Annotated in this window: 19 protein-coding genes; 8 read left to right on the forward strand and 11 right to left on the reverse strand. The window is 75.1% G+C overall.

The window, feature by feature from the left end; all coding sequences use genetic code 11:
- Nucleotides 1-12: 12 nt before the first annotated feature.
- From ACFVU3_RS20180 to ACFVU3_RS20195, 4 genes are all read right to left on the reverse strand, one after another.
- Entirely contained in the window at nt 13-777 is a 765-nt protein-coding gene (locus tag ACFVU3_RS20180; protein ID WP_390067891.1) for a rod shape-determining protein MreC, read from the reverse strand.
- A gap of 160 nt (nt 778-937) precedes the next feature.
- Entirely contained in the window at nt 938-2,125 is a 1,188-nt protein-coding gene (locus ACFVU3_RS20185) for a globin domain-containing protein (protein ID WP_390067893.1), read from the reverse strand.
- An 87-nt stretch (nt 2,126-2,212) separates the two neighbouring features.
- Complete coding sequence (locus ACFVU3_RS20190) at nt 2,213-2,656, reverse strand: RrF2 family transcriptional regulator (protein ID WP_390067895.1); 444 nt, start codon at nt 2,654-2,656, stop codon at nt 2,213-2,215.
- A 97-nt stretch (nt 2,657-2,753) separates the two neighbouring features.
- Nucleotides 2,754-3,161 (reverse strand): SHOCT domain-containing protein, encoded by a 408-nt coding sequence (locus ACFVU3_RS20195; protein WP_390067896.1) that lies wholly within the window; start codon nt 3,159-3,161, stop codon nt 2,754-2,756.
- A gap of 188 nt (nt 3,162-3,349) precedes the next feature.
- Here ACFVU3_RS20195 and ACFVU3_RS20200 point away from each other — a divergent pair, with 188 nt between their 5' ends.
- Entirely contained in the window at nt 3,350-3,787 is a 438-nt protein-coding gene (locus tag ACFVU3_RS20200; protein WP_390067897.1) for a DUF6325 family protein, read from the forward strand.
- Nucleotides 3,788-3,791: 4 nt separating this feature from the next.
- The gene (locus ACFVU3_RS20205; protein ID WP_390067898.1) at nt 3,792-4,160 is read left to right on the forward strand and encodes an SHOCT domain-containing protein; all 369 of its coding nucleotides are present in this window, start codon (nt 3,792-3,794) and stop codon (nt 4,158-4,160) included.
- Nucleotides 4,161-4,178: 18 nt separating this feature from the next.
- Here the strand turns inward: ACFVU3_RS20205 and ACFVU3_RS20210 are convergent, their stop codons facing one another.
- Complete coding sequence (locus ACFVU3_RS20210) at nt 4,179-4,637, reverse strand: peroxiredoxin (RefSeq protein ID WP_390067900.1); 459 nt, start codon at nt 4,635-4,637, stop codon at nt 4,179-4,181.
- 88 nt (nt 4,638-4,725) lie between these two features.
- On the reverse strand, nt 4,726-5,325 hold the full coding sequence (locus tag ACFVU3_RS20215; protein WP_390067902.1) for a PadR family transcriptional regulator: 600 nt from the start codon (nt 5,323-5,325) through the stop codon (nt 4,726-4,728).
- A gap of 189 nt (nt 5,326-5,514) precedes the next feature.
- On the opposite strand from ACFVU3_RS20215, the gene ACFVU3_RS20220 reads away from it, so the two are divergent.
- On the forward strand, nt 5,515-6,000 hold the full coding sequence (locus ACFVU3_RS20220) for an SRPBCC family protein (protein WP_390067904.1): 486 nt from the start codon (nt 5,515-5,517) through the stop codon (nt 5,998-6,000).
- 148 nt (nt 6,001-6,148) lie between these two features.
- On the forward strand, nt 6,149-7,471 hold the full coding sequence (locus ACFVU3_RS20225) for an Ig-like domain-containing protein (protein ID WP_390067906.1): 1,323 nt from the start codon (nt 6,149-6,151) through the stop codon (nt 7,469-7,471).
- Between the two features lie 7 nt (nt 7,472-7,478).
- Here ACFVU3_RS20225 and ACFVU3_RS20230 read toward each other — a convergent pair whose 3' ends face one another.
- Nucleotides 7,479-8,903: a threonine/serine exporter family protein gene (locus ACFVU3_RS20230; RefSeq protein WP_390067907.1), complete on the reverse strand. Its 1,425-nt coding sequence runs from the start codon at nt 8,901-8,903 to the stop codon at nt 7,479-7,481.
- 107 nt (nt 8,904-9,010) lie between these two features.
- On the opposite strand from ACFVU3_RS20230, the gene ACFVU3_RS20235 reads away from it, so the two are divergent.
- On the forward strand, nt 9,011-9,526 hold the full coding sequence (locus ACFVU3_RS20235) for a tetratricopeptide repeat protein (RefSeq protein ID WP_390067909.1): 516 nt from the start codon (nt 9,011-9,013) through the stop codon (nt 9,524-9,526).
- 43 nt (nt 9,527-9,569) lie between these two features.
- Here the strand turns inward: ACFVU3_RS20235 and ACFVU3_RS20240 are convergent, their stop codons facing one another.
- The 4 genes from ACFVU3_RS20240 to ACFVU3_RS20255 form a co-directional block, all read right to left on the reverse strand.
- Nucleotides 9,570-9,890, reverse strand: a complete 321-nt coding sequence (locus ACFVU3_RS20240; protein WP_390067911.1) for a cupin — start codon at nt 9,888-9,890, stop codon at nt 9,570-9,572.
- A gap of 53 nt (nt 9,891-9,943) precedes the next feature.
- Nucleotides 9,944-11,275: a M20 family metallopeptidase gene (locus ACFVU3_RS20245; protein WP_390067913.1), complete on the reverse strand. Its 1,332-nt coding sequence runs from the start codon at nt 11,273-11,275 to the stop codon at nt 9,944-9,946.
- Between the two features lie 72 nt (nt 11,276-11,347).
- Nucleotides 11,348-11,866, reverse strand: coding sequence for a hemerythrin domain-containing protein (locus ACFVU3_RS20250; RefSeq protein WP_390067915.1), 519 nt, complete (start codon nt 11,864-11,866; stop codon nt 11,348-11,350).
- A 98-nt stretch (nt 11,867-11,964) separates the two neighbouring features.
- Nucleotides 11,965-12,549 (reverse strand): TMEM165/GDT1 family protein, encoded by a 585-nt coding sequence (locus ACFVU3_RS20255; RefSeq protein WP_390067916.1) that lies wholly within the window; start codon nt 12,547-12,549, stop codon nt 11,965-11,967.
- Between the two features lie 327 nt (nt 12,550-12,876).
- Here ACFVU3_RS20255 and ACFVU3_RS20260 point away from each other — a divergent pair, with 327 nt between their 5' ends.
- Genes ACFVU3_RS20260 through ACFVU3_RS20270 form a run of 3 tightly spaced genes read left to right on the forward strand, consistent with a single transcriptional unit; the run spans nt 12,877 to nt 16,293 of the window.
- Nucleotides 12,877-13,569, forward strand: a complete 693-nt coding sequence (locus ACFVU3_RS20260) for a TetR/AcrR family transcriptional regulator (RefSeq protein ID WP_390067918.1) — start codon at nt 12,877-12,879, stop codon at nt 13,567-13,569.
- On the forward strand, nt 13,566-15,155 hold the full coding sequence (locus tag ACFVU3_RS20265; RefSeq protein WP_390067919.1) for an MFS transporter: 1,590 nt from the start codon (nt 13,566-13,568) through the stop codon (nt 15,153-15,155). The genes ACFVU3_RS20260 and ACFVU3_RS20265 overlap by 4 nt, the downstream gene beginning before the upstream one ends.
- Nucleotide 15,156: 1 nt before the next feature.
- The gene (locus ACFVU3_RS20270; protein ID WP_390067921.1) at nt 15,157-16,293 is read left to right on the forward strand and encodes a PP2C family protein-serine/threonine phosphatase; all 1,137 of its coding nucleotides are present in this window, start codon (nt 15,157-15,159) and stop codon (nt 16,291-16,293) included.
- The last annotated feature ends 44 nt before the right edge of the window (nt 16,294-16,337 follow it).

The raw sequence follows: 16,337 nt of genomic DNA on the forward strand, positions 1-16,337 counted from the left end.
GGCGCGCCCCGGTCACGGGGTGCGCCGGGCTCCCGGGTGACGCAGGGCCGAGGCCAGCATCAGGCCGGCGCCCCGGACCACGCTGGTCGCCGGATCGTTGGCCAGACGCACCCGGCTGCGCAGCACCTGCGCGAGCCGCGCGGTGACGTCCAGCCGCAGCGCGCCGCCGCCGGTCACCAGGACGCCGCGGCGCAGCGCGCCGCGGACGGCGCCGGTGCCGTCCTCGCGCCACATGTCGCTCACCATGTCGGCGGCCGTGCCCGCCACCGCGTCCGGCACCCCGCCGTGCGCGGGCAGGTCGTCCACGCCGAGCTCCGCGAGCCGGGCGTCCTGCACCTGCCCGTCCACCACGAGCGTGACCTCGGTCAGCCGGGCACCGAGGTCCACCACGAGCAGCGGACCGCCGCCGGGCGGGGCCGCGTAGGCGGCCGCGGCCCGGGCGCTGTCGACGGCGATCACCCGGACGGGGCCGAGCCCGGCGACCGCCCGGCGGGCCGCCTCCCGCTCCGCCGGGGCGGCGAGCACCGGATGGGTCAGCATGACGACGGTGTCGTGGCTCTCGCCGCCCGGGACGGAGGCGGCGAGCCGCTTCAGGAGCAGCAGCTGGGAGGAGGTGTCCGCCACCCGGCCGCGCCGGACCGCGGTGCTCGGCACGTCCGCGAAGACACCCGCCCCCGGGGCCCACGCCCGCGTCCGAGAGCTGCCGATGTCGAGGGCGATCCCCCGTACCGGCCGCCGCGCGTCCAGCTGGGTGCCACCCGCTCCGTACGATCCCATCGCTTCCGTCCATTCCCTGTCGGCCCCCTGATTACGAGGCCGATCCGCGCCCACACTATGCAGGATCCGCAGCGGGAACGCCATGACGGTTGAGGATCGAAGGATCATGGTCGGGTCCGGAGGGTGGAGCGACGGCCTCCGGACCCGACCGCACCGGGGGTCAGGCCGAGGCGCCCAGCCAGAGGTCCGGGCCGAAGACCTCGTAGTGGACGTCGGCCGCGGAGACGCCGGAGGCGACGAGGTCGCCCCGGACCGCCCGCAGGAAGGGGAGCGGGCCGCAGAGGTAGGCGCTCGTGCCGGCCGGGAGTTCCAGCGCGGTCACGTCGGCGCGTCCGGCGCGGGCGCCGGACGCGCCCGGCTCCTCGTACCAGAGGTGCAGGCTGCCCTCCGGGAGCCGGCCGACGAGCGTGCGCAGCTCCTCCGCGTGGGCGTGGGCGTCGGGGGAGCGGTCGGCGTGCACGACGACGACCGGGCGTCCGGCGCCGGTGGTGGCCAGGTGGTCGAGCATGGCGAGCATCGGGGTGCTGCCGATGCCGGCGGAGGCGAGCAGCAGCGGACCGTCGCCCTCGGGCAGCACCAGGTCGCCGAAGGGCGTGGACACCTCCAGGACGTCCCCGGCCGCCGCGTGGGCGTGGAGCTGGTTCGAGACCTCGCCCGCCGGGTCGCCGTCGACCCGCTTCACCGTGATCCGCCAGGCGGGACGGCCGGGCGCGGAGGAGAGGCTGTACTGGCGGATCTGGTGGGCGCCGTCCGGCAGGGCGACGCGCACGCTCACGTACTGGCCGGGCCGGAAGGCGGGCAGCGCGGTGCCGTCGGGGTCCGTGAGCACGAGGGAGACCGTGTCGGCGGTCTCCTCGCGCCGCTCGGAGATCCGCACCGTGCGCCAGACCTGGCCGTCCTCGACGCCCGCCTCCTGGTAGAGGCGGCTCTCCAGGGCGATGAGCGCGTTCGCCATCAGCCAGTAGACCTCGTCCCACGCCTGGGCGACCTCCGGCGTGACGGCCTCGCCGAGCACCTCGACGATCGCGGCGAAGAGGTGCTCGTGCACGATCTTGTACTGGTCCGCCGTGACGCCCAGCGAGGCGTGCTTGTGCGCGATGCGGGAGAGCAGGGTGTCGGGGCGGGTGTCGGGGTGTTCCAGGAGGGCGACGGCGAAGGCGGCTATGGAGCCGGCGAGGGCCTTGCGCTGGTCGCCGCTGGCCTGGTTGCCCCGGTTGAAGAGGTCGCGCAGCAGCTCGGGGTGGGCGGCGAAGAGCCGCCCGTAGAAGCGCTCGGTGATCTCGTCGAGCGCTCCGCCGACGGCGGGCAGCGTGGCGCGGACGACGGGTACGGCCTGCTCGGACAGCATCGGAACTCTCAATCTGGTAGATGATCTGCGTATTTAAATCGATGCGGAACCCCGGGCGGCGCACGCCGCCCGGGGGCGCCCGTCAGGTCACGACGGGGGTCTCGGGGTGAGGGAGAGCAGGACCGGACCGGTCGGCGACCGCACGAGATCGGCCACCGTCAGCGGGTCGAGCGTGCGGTAGAAGGCGTCCTGCGCCTCCCGCAGCGCGCCCCGCAGCCGGCAGGCCGCCCGCAGCGGGCACGGGGGGTCGCCCTCGCAGCCGACGACCTCCTCCTCGCCCTCCAGTGTCCTGGTCAGCCAGCCCACCGAGGACCGCCGGCCGAAGTCGGTGAGGGCGAGTCCGCCCCCGCGCCCGCGCCGGGCCTCCACCACGCCGAGGTGCTGGAGCCGCGTGACCACCTTCGCCATGTGGGCGTGCGGCACGGCCATCTCCTCCGCCACCGCTCGGGTGGTGACGGGCTCCTCGTCGTCGGCGACGGCCAGGCGCATCACGGCGCGCAGGGCCAGGTCGGTGAACTTGGTCAACCTCACGAGCTGACCGTATCAAAGAGGTATCCCGGACTCGCATTAAGGGTGCGTGTCCGGGATACGGGGCCGCCGGGGCGGCGCGAGAGGGGCCGGGAGGGCGTCAGGCGAGGACCTTGGCCTTCGCCTGCTGGAACTCCTCCTCGGAGATCGCACCCTTCTCCTTCAGATCGGCGAGCCGCGCCAGCTCGTCCGAGGCGCTCGGGGTGCCGCTGGCCGCGGCCTGGGTGCCGGCCGTCTGCCGGATGTACTCCTGGAAGCGCGCCTCCGCGTCCTTCGCCTGCTTGGCGTCACGCAGGCCCATGCCCTTGCCGCGGGCGATGACGTAGACGAGCACGCCCAGGTAGGGGAGCAGGATGCAGAAGATCAGCCAGCCCGCCTTGCCCCAGCCGTTCAGCTCGTGGTCGCGGAAGATGTCCGTGATCACCTTGAAGAGCAGGAAGAGCCACATGATCCAGAGGAAGAACCACAGCATCGTCCAGAAGACGTTCAGGAGGGGGTAGTCGTCCATTCCTGCACACTCCGTTTCCCTCGCCGGCCGGGAGGCCGCGCGTTGGTGCGAGTCTCACCCGCTCGGCCCGCCCGCGCATGTCGGGATCGCCCGTCAGGGCTCCGCGTGCGGGCCGCCCTCCGCCGTGTTCGGATGGGAAGTCCCGTGCGCGGACGGCGGTCCGCGGGGACGACGAGGAGCGGAGTGCCATGGGACCGGTGGAATGTGTCGTGCTCGCCTTTCCGGGGGAGCGGCTGAAGGTGGCGGCCGTCACCGCGGTCGCCGACCTCCGCAAGGAGGGACAGGTCCGGCTGATCGACTCGCTCGTGGTCGTCAAGTCGCCGGGAGGGGAGGTCTCCACCTCCGAACTCATCGAGTACGACGAGTACGACGAGGCCACGGCGGAGATCGGCCCCGAGGCGAACCTGCTCGGCCCCGAGGACGCGGCCGAGGTGGCCCAGTCGATGGAACCGGGCTCCTGCGCGCTGATGCTGCTGGTCGAGCACATCTGGGCCGCCCGGGCGGCCGAGGCGATCCGCGGGGCCGGCGGCCGCATCGCCGCCAGCGTCCCCATCCCCGACGCCCATGTGGAAGAGGCGCGGGCCGCCTACCGGCAGGCGGTCGCCGCGGCCGCCGGAAGGAGCTGACCCCATGTTCATGCGACGCCGCCCGCTCGCCCGCCCGGTCATCCGGCCCGCGGGAGCCCCGCTGCTGCGCGGCGCCCTCGTCGGCGGAGCCGCCTACGCCGCGGGCCGCAGCGCGGCCCGCGCCTCCCGCCGCGAGCAGGACCAGGAGCAGGCCATCGCGGACCTCCAGGCCCAGCAGGCCCAGCAGCCTCAGCCGCCGGCGCCTCCCGCCGCGCCGCCCCCGCCCCCGCAGGCCCCGCCCGCGCCGCAGCCGGGCGGCCAGGGCCCCGGCGGCCTGACGGAACAGCTGGCCCGGCTCGGCGACCTCGCCCAGCAGGGGCTGCTCACCCCCGAGGAGTTCGCCGCGGCGAAGGCCAAGCTCCTCGGCGTCTGAACGGCGCGCCGGCGGACCTCAGGACGCGCGCAGCGCCGCCAGCGCGGCCAGCGCGCGGTCCGCGTGGGCACTCATCCGCAGCTCGCTGCGGACGACCTCCCGCACCCGCCGGTCCTGCCCGATCACGAACGTGACCCGCTTCGTCGGGGCCAGCGAGAAGCCGCGGCGCACGCCGAAGCGCTCGCGCACGGTGCCCTCGGGGTCGGAGAGCAGCGGATAGCCGAGCGAGTGCCGCTCGGTGAACTCCCGCTGCTTCTCCACGACGTCCCCGCTGACGCCCACGGGCAGCGCCCCCGCCGCACGGAACTCGGCGGCCAGGTCGCGGAAGTGGCACGCCTCGGCGGTGCAGCCGGGCGTCATCGCCGCCGGGTAGAAGAAGAGGACGACCGGCCCCTCGGCGAGCAGCCCCGACAGGGAGCGCGGGGTGCCGGTCTCATCCGGAAGGGTGAAGTCCTCGACGAGATCACCGACGTTCATGCGGTCCGCCCCTTCGTCGGGCGCGCCGGCCTCCCGGCGTCCGCCCTGCCCGTACCCGCCGGCCTCCCCGGCGGGCTACCCGAGAGTTCTACCGCAGGGTAGGAGCCGCCGTCACCCCACCGCCGCCCCGGCCGGCCGCGATCCGGGCGTCGAGGACGGCGAGCACCCGCTCGCTCCACCGGAGGTTCTCCTCCTCCAGCAACCGGCCGCGCATCAGCGTCAGATAGGGTCCGACCCGCTCGGACTCGCGCAGGTACGTCTCCTCGTCCCGCCCGCCGAGCAGCCACTCCCGCAGCCGGTCGTACCGGGCCAGCTTGTCCCGCGAGACGTCCATCCGCCGCGCCACGAAGCCCCGCACGGCCTCCGTGTCGCCACCGTCGCACGCCTGCACCTGCACCATCAGCTCGTCGCGCACCGCCAGGGGTCGCGGTGCCACGGAGGTGAACGAGTCGAGGTCCCGCCGGCCCTCCGGGGTGAGGCTGAACATCCTCTTGTTCGGGCGCCGTTCCTGCTCGACCACGCGCGCGGTGATGAGGCCGGCCTCGGAGAGCCGGTCGAGCTCGCGGTAGAGCTGCTGGGGGGTGGCGGCCCAGAAATTGGCGACGGACACGTCGAAGATCTTGGCGAGGTCGTATCCGGATGCCTCGCCCTCCAGAAGAGCTGCGAGGACGGCGTGCTTGAGGGACATCCGGACACGCTAGCAGTCCGTTGAATAGTTTCCTCCGCACCTAATCAACGGCCGCGGGACCCCCGTTTCGCGACCGGGGAGCCCGTGGTCCCGCCGTCCTGCCTGGCACCGGGCCCGGTGCCTGCCTACGCTGGATCACCAGACACCGCGGGGGAGACGACCCGGGGAGCCGGAGGAGCGAGCAGCACCATGGACACCGACGCGTACGTCTACACCAGCTACATCAGGACCACCCCGGACGACCTCTGGAAGGCGCTGACGGAGCCGGAACTGACCCGGCGCTACTGGGGCGTGGCCTTCGAGACGGAGTGGACCCCCGGCGCGCCGATGGTCTGGGACGAGGGCGACCGGCGGACCGCGGACCCGGAGCAGGTCGTCGTCGAGGCCGTCCCGGGCCGCCGGCTCGCGTACACCTGGCACACCTTCACCCCCGAATGGGCGAAGGCGGTCGGCCTGGACGACGAGGTGTACGGACTCCTCTCCCGGGAGCGCCGCTCCACCGTCACCTTCACCGTCGACCCCTCCGGCGACATGGTCCGGCTGACCGTCACCCACGCCGGCCTGGAGCCGGACGGCGTCATGCGGGGGCTCATCGGGGAGGGCTGGCCCGCGATCGTCTCCAGCCTGAAGTCGCTCCTGGAGACCGGCGAGGAGCTTCCGGAACCGCCCCGCTGACCCATTCGAGTCGTCTCCCGGGGCCTCTCGCCCGCCACGCCCGCCGCCTTGATCATATTTTTCTCCTCCCGTCGGTTCTGATACTCCGGTCGGTGCCCGTCCGCCCGTCCGCCGACCGGTCAGCGACGAACAGAGGAGGGTGTCCGACGTGCCGTCACGCCGATACGCACAGGGCTGGGGAGCGCTCTCCCTCGCCGTCGGAGCGGTCCTCGTCACCACGGCCGCGGGACAGCCCTCGACCGCGGGCCGCGCGGGCGCCGCCGGCTCCCCCGGGCCCGCCGTCGTCACGGTCGGCGCCTGTCCCGGCGCCGGTCTCTGCCGGGTGCCCCGCACCACGCTGGTCCTGGACGCCCCCGCCGCCGTCACCCTGCCGGACGTGACCGGCCCGCTCGACCTCGCCCTGCGCACTCCGGGACGGCTCGCCGACGTGACCGTCGCCGACGGCAGCGGGCGCCGGATCGCCGGGCGCACCGACGCCGGCGGCACCCACTGGACCAGCGACGTCGCCCTGCCCGCGGGAGGCACCTACACCGCGCGTCTCGCCCTGGAGGAGACCGGTCCCGCCGGGCTCCGCCACCGGGTCGTCCGGCTCGCCGTCCGCACCCCGAAGGCGCCCGCGGGGGAGCGGCTCACCGTTGCCTTCGGCCCCGGCGACGGCGGCGGAGCCCGTACGTACGGCGTGGGGCAGCCGGTCACCGCGGAGCTCAGTCACCCCGTCCCGGCCGGCTCTCCGGCCGCCCGAAGGGTCGTGGAACACGCCCTGGAGGTGCGCAGCGAGCCGCGTGCCGTCGGCGCCTGGCACTGGGTGGACGCCGACACCCTGCACTACCGGCCGCGCGCCTACTGGCCCGCCGGCGCCACCGTCCGGGTGCGCTCCGCGCTCGACGGAGCCCGCGTCACCGACCGGCTCCACGGCGGCCGGTCACGGCCCCTCACCTTCTCCACCGGCGCCCGGGTGGAGGCCGTCACCGACGTCGCCGCCCACGAGACGCGGGTCTACCGGGACGGCCGGCTGCTCCGCGTCATCCCCGTCACCACCGGCAAGCGCGGCTTCCGCACCCGTGTGGGCACCAAGGTCGTCCTCGGCAAGGAACGCGTGGTCCGGATGCGCGGCGACTCGATCGGCATCGTCCGGGGCAGCCGCGAGTTCTACGACCTCAAGGTCCGCTGGGCCACCCGGGTGACCTGGAGCGGCGAGTATCTGCACGCCGCCCCCTGGTCCCTGGACGCGCAGGGCAGCGCCGACGTGAGCCACGGCTGCACGGGCATGTCCACCGAGGCCGCCCGCTGGCTCTTCCGCACGCTCCGCGAGGGCGACGTCGTCCGGGTCGTCAACGGGTACGGGGAGCGGATGACGCCGTTCGGCAACGGCTACGGAGACTGGAACCTCGACTGGCCGGAGTGGCTGCGCGGCAGCGCCTTCGGAACCGGCCGCGCCCCCGCCGGGAGCCCGCTGCGGCCCGCCCTCTGAGGCCGGCTCAGCCCCCGCTGCCCGCGGGCGGCGCCCCGGCCGCGTCCGCTGCCTCGGTCCCGCGCTCCTCCGGACCGGGAGCGGGGGTGCTCGGCACCGGTTCGCCGAGCAGCAGCCGGGGCCGGCGCTGGAGTCCGGCGCCCACGAGCACGCCGAGGGCGATCGCGGCGACCGTGATCACCGTCCCGACCAGGCTGTTCAGGCCGCCGTCGGTGTCCTTCTCCACGATGATCTCCGAGACGCTGGTCAGCCCGATCGCACCGGGGACGAGGAGCCAGAAGCAGGGCAGGAAGACCACCTGGTCGGGGGTGCGGGAGCGCTTCTCGATCCAGGTCGCCATCGGCGGCAGGACCGCGCCGGCGGCGAAGGCGCCGAAGGTCGCCCCCGCCACCTCCGAGGCGGTCGACTGCACCAGCCGCTCGACGAGCAGCGCGCCGAGCAGCCAGCCGGTGACCCGGGGCGGGGCGGAGAAGTACAGCAGGAACCCGAAGCCGAGCAGCAGCACCCCGGCCCAGGGCGCCCACGCGCCCAGCGGTTCCGCGGCCCTGCCGCCCGGGGGGTGCGGCCTCAGCAGCTCGGATCCGACCAGGATGCCGAGCGAGAGGAGCAGCAGGACGCTCACCGCGCCGGCCAGCCGGGAGATCCCGGACAGCGCGGCGCCGGTGGCGAGTTCGATGGCGCCGAGGGTGAGCGCCGCACCGGGCAGGAAGGCGATGAGGGGCGGGATGTAGAGGACGGCGGGGTTCTCGTGGAGGAGGGGGCCGGCCCAGCGCAGCGCGGCGGCGGTGACCAGGATGGCGGTGACCACCGGCAGAGCCGTGCGGGCGGCCGGCAGCCGGTCGCCGAACAGGCGCAGCAGACCGACGCCGGCGCCGAGCACCGCATACCCGGCGATGGCGGGCAGGGTCGCGTGCCGCATGGTGCCGAGGCCGACCGTCAGCAGGACGTAGCCGAAGACGGTGGCGGACGGGCTGAACCGCTCCGGCCGCTCCCGGTTCCGCCGCAGCGCCCGGCGCACCTCGTCGAACGGCACCTCCTCCGCGAGCATCCGCGTGACCAGCTCCTGGAGCGACTCCACCTGGTCGAGCCGCAGGTCGGGTCCCTCGACCGGGGCGAAGTCGAGCTCACCGCCGCGCCCGTCGGGCCCTCCGCCGACCCGGACGAAGAGCCCGGTGGGGACGACGAAGCAGCGGGCGCGGGTGCCGTAACGGGCGGCGATGTCGTGCAGCGTCCGCTCGACCTCGGAGCTGCGCTCGGCGGCCCGCAGCAGGTCGGAGCCGAGCTCGCAGAGGAGCGCGGCGAGGTCCCGGAGCCGTTCCCGGCCGGCGGTCTCGTCCTCGGGCAGGGTGACCGTGCCGATGCGCCGCCGGGGCCGCAGCGCGGCCGCCCTCCGCGCGAGACCACGCACATCCAATCGGGACAAAGGGCGCATTCGTGAACGTTAACAGGGGGTGCGCGGGCGAGGCGGGCACGGACGACGGGGCGTCAGTCCCCCTCCCGGCCCCGCCGGTACGCGACCCGTGCTGCGATCATGACCGGATGAACGACACCGTCCCCAGCCCCGCCGACCGCGACCGCCTGCTGTCCGAGGCCGTCGCCCTCCGCGCCGGAGGCGGCAAGGAGGAGGCCCGCCGGCGGCTGGCCGCCCTCGCCGCCCTGCTTCCCGGCGACGCCGAGGTCGCCTACCAGGCGGCCTGGGCGCACGACGTCCTCGGCCTGGAGGCGGAGGCGGTGCCGTACTACGAGACCGCGCTCGCCGGCGCCGGCCTGACCGACGACGACCGGCGCGGCGCCCTCCTCGGCCTCGGCAGCACCTACCGGACCCTCGGCCGGTACGAGGACGCCGTCACGCTGCTCGAACGGGCGGCCGCCGAGTTCCCGGAGGACGGCGCCCTGCGCACCTTCCTGGCGATGGCCCTCTACAACACGGGCCGCCACCACGACTCCGCGCGGCTGCTCCTGAACCTGCTCGCGACCACCAGCGAGGACCCGTCCGTGCGGCGGTACCGCGCGGCCATCGAGCACTACGCCCAGGACCTCGACGCGATCGGATGAGCGCCACGCCGCCGTCGGGCCGGCGAGCCGCGAGCGGCCGAGGTCAGTCGTTGACCGCGGTCAGGAGCACCACGCAGTCGTCGACGGCGGTCAGTCCGTGCCGCTCCTTGGGGATCATCCGCAGCGCCCCCGTGGCCAGTTCGTCCGCCCAGCCGTGCGTGGTGAGCCGCACCCGCCCGGCCAGCACCTGGAGGCTCGCCGCCGGGGGAGCGTTGTGCTCGTCCAGGACCGTGCCGGCGGTCAGGGCGATCACGGTCTGCCGCAGCACCCCGTCGTGCAGCACCAGATGGGCGCTGCGCCCGTGCGGGGCGCTGCGGGCGGCGGACAGGTGCTCGTCGGCGAGGGCGATGAGGTCCAGGTTCATACCACCAGCCTCCCGGCTGCGTACGAGCCCGCAACTCGGGCCGCCGATCCGGCTCACTCCGCGGGCAGCAGGGTTCCTGTCAGGTGGTCGTACGCCACGTGCGCGTGGAGCCGGACGCCCGTGACGAGGGTGTCGTCGTCGGCGTAGAAGCGCGGGTGGTGGTTGGTGACGAGACCGCGTCCGCCGTCCTCCGGCACCGGCAGGCCGTCCGGGCCCAGCACCGCGTCCTGGACGCCGAGCGTCACGTACAGCCCGCCGAAGCGGGAGATGAACTCGGAGACGTCGTCGTAGCCGAGGGTCCCCCCGGTCTCGGTGACCCGTTCCTCACCCGCCACCCGCCGGAGGGCCGGCAGCGCCGCCGCCACCCACGGCCCGCTGTTGTGCACGGGCGGCACCGGCTGGAGGTACTCCACCTCGGCCGTGGCCCCGTACGCGGCCGCCGAATGCTCGGCCAGCCGCCGGAGCCGTGCCCGCACGTCCGCCATGTCGGACTCCACCGCGCAGCGGACGGTGCCCCAGAGCGTCACCGTCTGGCCGATGATGTTGAACCGGCCGACGTCCTCGACGTGCCCGATGGTGACGGTGACCGGGTCGAAGGCCGACACCTGCCGGTACAGCTGCCCGATCCCGGTGAGCACCGCCCCGGCCGCCGGCATCGGGTCGACGCCCTGCCACGGGGTGGAGCCGTGCACCTGCTCGCCGCTGATCGTGATCCGGACCAGCACCGAGGCCCCGTACTGGTTGCCCACCCGGTAGCCCACGTACCCCTTCGGGAAGGGGGTCACGTGCATGCCGAACGCCATCGTCGGCACCGGGTCGGCGAAGGCGCCCGCCTCGACCATCGCGAGCGCTCCGCCGGTCTCCGTCACCGGCGGCCCCTCCTCCGCCGGCTGGAAGACGAACACGACGGTGCCCGGCAGCCGGTCGCGCACCCCGGCGAGGACCGTCGCCGCCCCCATCAGCATCGCCGTGTGGCAGTCGTGCCCGCAGGCGTGCGAGACCGGGAACGGGCCGCCGGGATAGTCCGCGTCCACCACCCGCGAGGCGAAGTCCGTGCCGCACAGGTCCTTCACCGGCAGCGCGTCCGTGTCCGCGCGCAGGGCCGCCACCCGCCCGCCGCCCCCGGGGGCGGCGCCCCGCAGCACGCCGACGACGCCGTGTCCGGCGATCCCGGTGCGGACCTCGTCCAGGCCCAGTTCGCGCAGATGGCCGGCGATCAGCCGGGCCGTTCCCTCCTCCCGGTTGGACAGCTCGGGGTGCCGGTGGAGGTGGCGCCGCCAGGCGATCACCTGGGGGGCGGCCTGCTCGGCGCGCCGGTCCAGTTCGGCGTGGACGGGGTCGGGGCGGGCGGGACCGGCGGGGGCGGGGGCGGGGGCGTGGGTCATGGGACGTCCTCTCGGGGCGGTCGGAGCGTGCGGGACGGCCGTGCCCCGGCGGGGCACGGCGGGGGCGCGCGGTCAGCCGCCGGTGAGGTCTCGGAGCGCGAAGTCCTCGGACAGGGGGACGGAGAGCCCGTCGAGGGCCGCGACGAGCTTCTTCTCCTCGTACGTGAAGTGCGAGGCGACGAGCGCGATCAGCCCGTCGAGCTCGCCGCTCACCCGGCGGGCCTCCTCGGCGCCGAGCGGCTCGTCCCGCGCGGCGGGCAGGCCGTCGAGGAGCGCCTGGAGGCGGAGCAGGATCTCCTCCACCTGCACGTGGTCGCGGGCCAGCTCGTCGAGGACGGGGCGCAGCTCGGGGTGGGCCTCGGCGAGCGCGGGGAAGACGCCGCCGTCCTCGGCGGTGTGGTGGCGGGTGAGGGCGGAGCAGAAGGCGAGGCAGTGCGCCCGCAGCTCGCGGGGGCGTTCGCCCGTGCCGGACAGGTAGGTGTCGAGCCCGGAGCGGAGCCGGGCGAGCTCCTCGCGGAGCCAGAGGTGGACGTCGATGAGCTGGTTCCCGAACGACACGAGGCGGTCGGCGGGTTCGGAGGTGAGGGCCATGGTCCGCATGATCGCACCGGTGGAGGCCGCCGGACATGGCTCCGGGGCCGCGCCCGCGGTGTGCGGACACGGCCCCGGAGCCGGGATGCGGGCGTCCGTCAGCCGGTGAAGACCTCGACGAAGGACCAGATCGCGAGGCCCGCCATGCAGACGCCGCCGACGCGCTGGACGGTCTTGAGCGGGACGCGCTTGGCGATGAACCGGCCGGCGACCAGCGCGAGCGCGGAGACCGAGGTCAGTGCCAGGAAGGAGCCGATCGCGGTCGACGCGGTGCCGTTGGTGGCGGCGAGGTTGGCGGTGGTGATCTGGGTCAGGTCGCCCCACTCGCTGATGAAGACGGCCATGAACGCGGTGGAGAACACCGGCCAGAAGCCGGTGACGGTCTTCCCGCCCGTGTCCTCCTCGTCGTCGTCGCCCGCTCCCCGCAGCAGGATGAAGGCGCCGAAGGCGAACATCAGCCCGGAGACGAGTTTGACGATCCAGCCGGGGAGCAGCCCGAGGAGGCTGCCGGCGCCGACGGCGATCGCGACGTGCACCGCGAAGGCCGCGGAGGTGCCGAACCAGACGTACAGGGGACGCATGCGCGTGCCCATGGCGAGCGACGCGAACATGGTCTTGTCGGGAAGCTCGGCGAGGAAGATGAGCCCGAAGGCGGTGACGATCGCCAAGGGGTCGAGGTGCATACCGGCGCTCTCTGCTCGGTCCGGGCCCCGTGGCTCCGCACGGCACCTCGGTGGGCGACGGGAGGACCACTCGGCCCGGCATGACGGACCACGCCCACGGAGATGTGGACGTGGTGATGCCTGGCCGAAGGTCTCGCCCGTCCGCGTCGTGCGCGGACCCGGTCACCGGGAACCCGGGGGTTCCAGTGTGTCGACGACCGGTTCGCAGGGCTACTCCCCTTCGCTGTCCACCAGTGTAGCCGATGGATCATCGGGCGCGTAGACGCTGTCTATTCAGGCGTGCCCTGAGGAGTAGACAGTGTCTACGGAGGCTGGTAGACAGTGTCCATGTCTCACCCCGCACCTCAGGAACAGCCTCGGACCCCCACGCGGCCGCAGGACCGCGCTCGGCCTCCGGCGGACGGCGAGGGCGAGCGCGGAGGGCTGCGCGAACGGCTCGTACGGGCCGGCGTCGCCCTCGTGGACGCCGAGGGCGCCCAGGCCCTCACCCTCCGCGAGATCGCCCGTCGCGCCGGCGTCTCCCACGGCGCGCCCCGCCGCTGGTTCCCGACCCACCTCGACCTGCTCTCGGCCATCGCCCGCGAGGGCTTCGCCGAACTCGCCGCCCGCGTCGCCGACGCGGACCGGGAGGCCGACGGGACGGGTGCCGGGCCGGACGGCGGACCGGGCCCCGGGCCCCGGGCGCGGATCGAGACCCTCACCCGCGTCTACCTGGCCTACGCCGACGAGCGGCGCGGCATGTACGAGCTGATGTTCCGCCACGACCTGCTGGAGAGCGGCCGGCTGGGGCTGCGCGAGACCAGCCTGCCCCTCTTCGCCCGTCTCACCGCCCTCGTCGCCGAGCTCCGCCCGGGCGCCGACCCGGTCACCGCCGCGGGCGCGCTCTGGGCGAATCTGCACGGCCTCGCCCAGCTCCGCCACTGGGGCAGCCTCTCCCTCGCCACCGGCTCCGACGACCCGGCACCCCTCGTCCGCGCCACGCTCGACGCCCACCTCGGCCCGGCGGAGCCCACCCCGTGACCCCCCACGGCACCAAGGGCGCTGGCGGCACCAAGGACGCCGGCGGCACCAAGGGTGCCTGCGGCCCGGCGGAAACCCCCGGCACCAAGGACGCCGGCGGCACCGGCGAGACCGGCGGCCCCGCGGCCCCCACCGGCGCTCCCGCCGATGCCGGCGCTCACCCCACGAGCGTCCGCGCCCGCACCCTCGCCTGCAGCGTCACCGGTGCCGCCGTCGTCGCCCTCGACGGCACCGTCCTCACGCTCGCCCAGCCCGCCCTCCAGCGCGACCTGCACGCCGGCGTCGCCCAGGTGCAGTGGACCAGCACCGGGTACCTGGTCGCCGTCGCGAGCCTCCTCGTCCTCGCCGGGCGGCTCGGCGACCGCCACGGGCACCACCGGGTCTTCGCCGTGGGCTGCCTCGGCTTCGCCGCGGCCTCGGCCGGGATCGCCTTCGCCCCCGGCATCGGCGCCGTCGTCCTCCTCCGCGTCCTCCAGGGGGCCTGTGGGGCGCTCCTCCAGCCCGCCACCCTCGGCATGCTCCGCACCGCCTATCCGCCGGACCGGCTCACCGGCCCCATCGCGCTCCGCACCGGCGCCATCGGTCTCGCCGCCGCGGCCGGCCCGCTCCTCGGCGGCGCCCTGGTCTCCGCGTACGGCTGGCGCTCCGTCTTCCTCCTCGGCGTGCCCCCCACGCTCGCCGCGGGGCTCCTCGCCCTCACCGTCCGCGTGCCCCGCCGCCCGCACCCGGCACGCGCGCGTGCCGGCGGCGATCCGCTGGGCGCCCTGCTGCTCGCCGGCGCGCTCGGCCTTCTCGTCCACGGCCTCGTCACCCTCCCGCAGCCCGGTGCCGGCGGCCGCACGGCCGTCACGCTGGCCGCCTCGGCGACCGCCGCCCTCGCCCTCGTACGCCACGAGCGGCGCGCCCCGCACCCGCTGCTGCCGCCGGCGCTGCTCGGAAGCCGGCCGGTGGCCGCCGGGCTCGGCGCGCTGCTCGCCGCCTCCGCCGCCCTCTCCGGCACCCTCTTCGTGACCACCTACTTCCTCCAGGAGGTGCAGCGGCTCGACCCGCTCGCCGCGGGGCTGCGCTTCCTCCCGCTCGCGGTCCTGATGGTCCTCGGCGCGGCCTTCTGCCCGCCGCTCCAGCGCCGGCTCGGTCCCCGGGGCGCCGCCCTCACCGGCGGGCTGCTGCTCACCGCGGGCGTCCTGGTGCTCGCCCGGCTCGACGCGTCCGCCGGAGCCGTGGCGACCGGCACGGGCGCGGCCCTGCTCGGCGCCGGCTTCGTCGTCCTCATGGTCACCGCGACCGCCGCGATCGTCCGCCACGCCCCCGAGGCGCACGCCGGCGTCGCCGGCGGGCTCCAGCAGACCGCCATGAACACCGGCCCCGCCCTCGGCGTGGCGACCGCGGCCCTCCTGCTCGCCCTCGTCCCCGACGGCGGCTTCGTCCCCGCGCGGGGCGCCGCGCTTCCGGCGCTCGCGCTGACGGCGGCCCTCACGCTGCCCGCCGCCCTCGCCCTCCCGGCGAGGACACCCGGAGGTCCGGGGGACGGGACACGCCAGCCCGCGACACGCCGGTCCCGCCGCCCGCCATGCGTACGATCATGAAATGCACGCAGCTGGTCCCCGGCCCCGACCCCGACCCGCCACCCTGACGCGGACCCAGTTCAACATCGGCCGCGCCCTGCCCGTCCTGGTCATGGTCCTGGTCGTCGTCGCGGACCTGGTCACGCCCGACTCCGAGCGCCTCGACCGGCTCCTCTTCACGGTCCCCGCGCTGGCCGCCGCCACGTGGAGCGTGGCCGGCACCATCGGCATGGGTCTCATCGCCATGGTGCTGCGGGCCCTCCTGGTCGTTGCCCGGGGCGACCCCGTCGAGGGCGAACTCCTGGCCAGCGAGGGGCTCATCCTCGGCATCACCGCGGCCTCCGCCTGGGTGAGCTCGGTCCGCACCCGCTACGAGCGGGACCTCGCCGAGGTCACCGCCGTCGCCGACGTCGTCCAGCGGGTCGTGCTCCGCCCGCTCCCGCCGCGCCTCGGCCGCGTCGAACTCCACCTGCTGTACGTCGCCGCGGCGGCCAAGGCCCGCATCGGCGGCGACTTCTACGAGGCCGTGCAGATCCCCGGAGCCGTCCGCATCATGCTCGGCGACGTGCAGGGCAAGGGCCTCGGCGCCGTCGAGACCGCCTCCGTCCTGCTCGGCGCCTTCCGTTCCACCGCCTACGACGCCCCCGACCTCGCCGCCCTCGCCGACCGGCTCGACGAGGGCCTGGCCCGCTACGCCGCCTGGGACCCCGAATCCGACGCGTCCGAACGCTTCGCCACCGTCGTCCTCGTCGAACTCCCCGACCGCGGCGACACCGCGCGCCTCCTCAACTGCGGCCACCCGGCGCCCCTCCTCCAGCGCGGCACCGCCGTCACCACCGTGGACGTCGCCGACCCCTCGCTGCCCCTCAACCTCGCCGGGCTCGCCGACTCCCGCCACCACGTCGAGGAGTTCCCCTTCGGGCCGGGGGACCGGCTGCTGCTCTACACCGACGGCGTCAGCGAGACCCGCGACCGCGCCGGTGTCTTCTACCCGCTGGAGGAACGCGCCCGGCAGTGGTCCGACACCCCCTCCGGCCAGATCCCCGAACTGCTCCACCGGGACCTCGCCGCCTACGGCGCCGGCGGCCTGGACGACGACGTCGCCGCGCTGCTCGTCGCCCGCACCGGAGAGGCCGAGCCGCCGGAGATCCCCCGATGACGCCTGCCGGAACGACTCCGTCCGTTCCCAAACGTCGAGTTCGA

The sequence above is a fragment of the Streptomyces sp. NPDC058052 genome, assembly GCF_042885515.1.
Classification (GTDB): domain Bacteria; phylum Actinomycetota; class Actinomycetes; order Streptomycetales; family Streptomycetaceae; genus Streptomyces.